General features: G+C 56.1%; 3 protein-coding genes. All 3 read left to right on the top strand.

Annotated elements, in window-relative coordinates:
- Positions 1-466, top strand: a 466-nt coding sequence (locus tag AC5JMP_RS10685) for a tetratricopeptide repeat-containing protein (protein WP_495851446.1), incomplete at its 5' end; no start/stop codon positions are given.
- Between the two features lie 134 nt (positions 467-600).
- Positions 601-1,809, top strand: a complete 1,209-nt coding sequence (locus AC5JMP_RS10680; RefSeq protein WP_495851445.1) for a toll/interleukin-1 receptor domain-containing protein — start codon at positions 601-603, stop codon at positions 1,807-1,809.
- Positions 1,810-1,884: 75 nt separating this feature from the next.
- On the top strand, positions 1,885-3,726 hold a 1,842-nt coding region (locus tag AC5JMP_RS10675; protein ID WP_495851444.1), incomplete at its 3' end, for a tetratricopeptide repeat protein.

Genomic DNA, 3,726 nt, shown 5'->3' with positions numbered 1-3,726 from the left:
TTCCCAGGGGCGCTACAAGGAGGCAGAGCCGTTGTATGTGCAAGCGCTGGAGATGTGGCAGCGGCCGCTGGGACAGGAGCATCCCGCTGTCGCCACCAGTCTCAATAACCTGGCAGCCCTCTACAAATCCCAGGGGCGCTACGAGGATGCCGAGCCTTTGTATGTGCAAGCGCTGGAGATGAGGCAGCGGCTGCTGGGACAGGAGCATCCCGCTGTCGCCACCAGTCTCAGTAACCTGGCATTACTCTACAAATCCCAGGGGCGCTACGAGGCAGCAGAGCCGTTGCTGGTGCAAGCGATCGCCCTTGCCATCCAAACCTTGGGTGAAAGCCATCCCAATACAACCACTTTCAGAGACAATTTCCTGGAGATGCTCAAGCAGGCAATTCAGGCAGGGCAAGCTGCAACGCTATCTGACGATCCATTGACTCAAGAGTTAATCCAACAGCTACAAGCAGAATCGTAGAGGCAGCAGTTCATTTTTAGACGAAAACGCCTTCATTGCTCCGTCTTCCCCTGTTTCCAAGCTAAAAGACTTATAACGATCGCTATAAATAAAGCTATAAATAAATCAGCTAATCCTTGCGATAAGAGGGAAACATGACCGCCCCCACCCCTCCAGCAATCGAAGTCTTCTTCTCCTATGCCCATGAAGATGAAAGCTTGCGAGACAAACTGGCTAAACATCTGAAGCTGTTAGAGCGACAGGGCGTGATCCAGGGTTGGCACGATCGCCAGATTCTACCCGGTACGGAATGGCAAGGGCAGCTCGATCGTCATTTAGAAACGGCTCAAATCATTCTGCTGCTGATCAGCGCCGACTTCCTCGCCTCCGACTACTGCTATGACATTGAGATGAAGCGAGCGCTGGAACGGCACGAAGCGGGAGACGCGCGCGTGATTCCGATCATCCTGCGACCTGTGGACAACTGGGATCAGAGTCCGTTTGGTAAGCTCCAGGCGCTGCCCAAGGGCGGCAAACCGATTACCCGTTGGCCAAATGAGGATGAAGCCTTTGCCAATGTGGCTCAAGGCATTCGAGCGGTGGTGGCGACGTTTACTTCAGCTCGCGAGCCGATCGCGCCAGCCGCATCCCAGCCCAAAACTCCGGTCGCCTCAGATGGGATGAAACAATACAACTCTGGCAACAGCACGGGATATCAAACGCGCGTCGAAGGCGGCACGGTCTATATCGGCAGTACGCACATCCAGTCGCAACCGGCAGCAGATAAGCCACCTGAAGCCAAAACGATCTTGTTTCTGGCAGCCAATCCCCAAAGCATGACCCCGCAGCGCCTGGATCAAGAAGTGCGGGATATTCGGGAAGGATTGCAGCTCGCCAAGCAGCGCGATCGCTTTGTGTTGGAGCAACGCTGGGCAGTGCGACCTAGAGATGTGCGGCGGGCACTGCTGGAATTGAAGCCGCAGATTGTCCATTTTTCTGGGCAGACGGGAGCGGGCGGAGCGCTGGCGCTAGAAGATGACATCGGCAACGTTCAATGGGTAGCTCCTGTGGCACTCGCCGGACTGTTTGCTCTGTTTGCCCAGCAAATCGAGTGCGTCTTGTTGAATGCTTGCTACTCAGAGAACCAGGCAGAAGCGATCGCCCAACATATTCCCGCTGTGATTGGCATGAGTGACGCGATGAGCGGGGCAGCGGCTCTGGAATTTGCCGTGGCGTTTTACGATGCCCTGGGTGCAGGCGAGTCGGTCACGTTTGCCTACCAGTTGGGCTGCAATGCGATCGCCATGGCAGGAGTGGCAGGCGACTGCGTTCCCGTCCTCAAGTCCGCTCAATCCAACTCCTAAAACCCAGCTCCTAAACGTTGAGATCCAGCCTTGACTTGCCCTTGTCTACACCCTCACCCCTGACGCTTAGCCCCCATGTCAGACCCGATTCAACTGCTCTATACCCTTGTCACAGAACAGCTCCAGGCAAACCCTAACCTCAATCCAGAGCAGCTCCAGGTGCAGGTGCAAACCCAGATTGCCGCCAACCCGGCGTTAGCGGCAGCCGTGGGGGAAGGAATGCTGCAACTCAACTGGGGCGATACCACAGCCTTTCAAACGCTAGTGAAAGGTGGGATTGCCTACATTGGGCCACGGGTGCAGGTGAATGACAGCCAGATTCAAATTCTGTTGGAGCAGCTCTTAGCGCGATTACGTCCGATCGGGATTCCTCAAAATCTTCCCCGCAGTGGTGCTAGTCAGTTTGTGGGCCGCGAGGCAGACCTGAAGCAGCTTCATACTCAGCTCCAGCAGAGCGATCGCCTAGCAATCACAGCAATCCAGGGCATGGGGGGGATTGGCAAAACCGAATTGGCGTGGCAGTATGCCTACTTTCAGTTGCAGCAGGGCACCTATCCCGGTGGCATCTGTTGGTTGAGGGCGCGCGATCAAGAGATCGCCACTGAGATCACCAGTTTTGCCCAAACAAAGCTAGGGCTAAAGCTACCCGATGGCTTGACCTTGGCAGAGCAAGTTGCTTACTGCTGGCGGCAGTGGATACCTGGAGAAGTGCTGGTCATCGTGGATGATGTGGTCGATTACGAGGCGATTAAAGCTTCGCTGCCCCCAACAGACTCACGCTTTCGGGTGCTTCTGACGACTCGCTTGCAGTTGGGCACCTCGATTCAGACGTTAGAAATCGAAGTGCTGAGTGAAACAGCCTCGCTGGAACTGCTGGCAGGACTGATCGGGACAGAGCGGATGGTTGCAGAGGGGGCGATCGCCCCAGGGCTGTGTCAATGGCTAGGCTATTTGCCCCTGGGGTTGGAGTTGGTGGGTCGCTATCTAGTGGCAGAACCAGATTTATCTCTGGCAAAAATGCAGCAGCGCTTGGAGAAAAAGCGGCTGGAGGCGCAAGCGTTGTGTCAGCGATCGGCGGATATGACGGCGACGCATGAAAGTGTGGCAGCCGCCTTTGCGTTGAGCTGGCAGGAGTTAGCAGAACCGGCTCGCCAGCTCAGCTATTTGCTCAGTTTGTTTGCCTTAGCGCCGATTCCCTGGGATTTGGTCGAGCACTGTTTGCCAGATTGGGACAGCGAGGAACTGGAGAAGCAGCGCCGTAACTTGGTGGGTCGCAGTTTGCTGCAACGAGTTGGGGCAGGTACTTACCAGCTCCACCAGCTCATCCGTGAGTTTTTTATAGCACAACGAGAGCCAGCACCCGCCGCTCAAGCCAGTCCAGTGACAGCGCTGAAGCATGTCTTTTGTCAGGTCATGGTGTCTGTCGCAAAGCAGCTTCCCGCTTCACCCATCCAGCAAGAGATTGTCTCCATCACCCCAGCGATACCGCATGTGGCAGAGGTAGCCACGACGCTACAAGCCTGGGTGGAAGATGCAGATCTCTTGTGGCCCTATGTGGGGCTAGGTCGGTTTTATGACGAACAGGGAGCCTATGGTCAGGCAGAACCCTGGTATGAGCAATGTCTCTCCTCAGTTCAGACTCGCTTAGGACAGGAGCATCCCGCTGTCGCCAGCAGTCTCAATAACCTGGCATCACTCTACGAATCCCAGGGGCGCTACGAGGCCGCAGAGCCTTTGTATGTGCAAGCGCTGGAGATGAGGCAGCGGCTGCTGGGACAGGAGCATCCCGATGTCGCCCTCAGTCTTAATAACCTGGCACACCTCTACTCTTCCCAAGGGCGCTACGAGGCGGCAGAGCCTTCGTATGTGCAAGCGCTGGAGATGAGGCAGCGGCTGCTGGGACAGGAGCATCCCGAT

The sequence above is a fragment of the Drouetiella sp. genome (assembly GCF_059504425.1).
Note: the sequence above shows the minus strand (reverse complement) of the source record. Positions and strands in the feature narration are given on the sequence as shown.

Coding starts and splice junctions, on each gene's coding strand:
- AC5JMP_RS10680 (WP_495851445.1), top strand. CDS start 601: ATGACCGCCCCCACCCCTCCAGCAATCGAAGTCTTCTTCTCCTATGCC.